Annotated in this window: 1 protein-coding gene and 1 pseudogene; both read right to left on the bottom strand. The window is 67.4% G+C overall.

The window, feature by feature from the left end; genetic code table 11:
* Positions 1-569, bottom strand: a pseudogene (locus ACR80S_RS17115) (electron transfer flavoprotein subunit alpha/FixB family protein); the annotation flags it as partial.
* The coding region (locus ACR80S_RS17110; RefSeq protein WP_435403905.1) for an electron transfer flavoprotein subunit beta/FixA family protein at positions 566-1,294 on the bottom strand (729 nt) is incomplete at its 5' end. The pseudogene ACR80S_RS17115 and the gene ACR80S_RS17110, both read right to left, overlap by 4 nt.

Below are 1,294 nucleotides of genomic sequence, written 5' to 3'. Positions count from 1 at the left end.
GACTTGGCGAGCTCCTCGTTGAGGAAGGTGGACTGGGCGTTGTCGGCGACGAAGTCCACCGCCTCGATGGCAGCGGAGCCACCACTCTCTGTTTCAACTTCAGCAACGGCATCGAAGCCGGTGGTGCGCACGGTGATCACCTTGAGGGTATCCTCGCTCTGCACGGTGGCAATGGCGTTGCCGGCATAGATCGGGCGCTTGAAGGTGTCCGGGGACTCGACGCTGATGATCTCGGAGATCTGCCCCACGTCCTTGAGCGCGGCCACCCGGGGCAGCACGTTCTTGCCGGTGGTGGAGGCGGCGGCCAGCAGGTGGGTGTAGTCGCCGACCAGCTCCGCGATCAGCGCCGCGGTGGGCTCGGCCAGCAGGTGGGCGTAGGCAGCGTGATCGGCCACGCGAACCTTGCTCACGCCGTCGAGCGTGGCGGCGGCCTCGGCGATGGCGCCGACGCCTTCACCGGCCACCAGGATATCGATATCGCCACCGATGGCCTGTGCGGCCGCCACCACGTGGGCGGTGGCGCCGGCCAGGGCGCCGTCGTGATGTTCGGCGAGTACCAGGATGCTCATGCAATCACCTTCGCTTCGTTCTTGAGTTTGTCGATCAGCTCGTCCACGGAGCCCACCTTGACACCGCCCTTGCGCTCGGCCGGCGGCTCGACCTTGAGCAGTTTGACCTTCGAGGCCACCTCGATGCCGAGTTCCGCCGGGGTGGTGACGGACAGCGGCTTCTTCTTGGCCTTCATGATGTCGGGCAGCTTGGCGTAGCGCGGCTCGTTCAGGCGCAGGTCGGTGGTGACAATGGCCGGCAGGGTCAGCTCGACGGTCTGCAGGCCGCCGTCGACCTCGCGGGTGACCTGGAGCTTGTCTCCCTCCACGACCACCTCGGAGGCGAAGGTGCCCTGGGGCAGGCCGGTCAGGGCGGCGAGCATCTGGCCGGTCTGGTTGTTGTCGGTGTCGATGGCCTGCTTGCCGAGAATCACCAGGCCGGGCTGCTCCGCTTCCACCAGCTTGGCCAGCGCCTTGGCGGCGCCCAGCGACTCGACGCGCGCGTCGGTCTCGACGTGAATCGCGCGGTCGGCGCCCAGCGCCAGGGCGGTGCGCAGCTGCTCCTGGGCGGCCTTGGGGCCGACGGTGACGGCGACCACCTCGGTGGCCACGCCCTTTTCCTTGAGCCGCACCGCCTCTTCCACGGCGATCTCGCAGAAGGGGTTCATGGCCATCTTGACGTTGGTGAGGTCAACGTCGGAGTGATCCGGCTTGACCCGGATCTTGACGTTGTAGTCGGTGACGCG

Origin of the sequence: Halomonas salsilacus (assembly GCF_051216275.1) — a bacterium.
GTDB lineage: Bacteria > Pseudomonadota > Gammaproteobacteria > Pseudomonadales > Halomonadaceae > Halomonas.
Note: the sequence above shows the minus strand (reverse complement) of the source record. Positions and strands in the feature narration are given on the sequence as shown.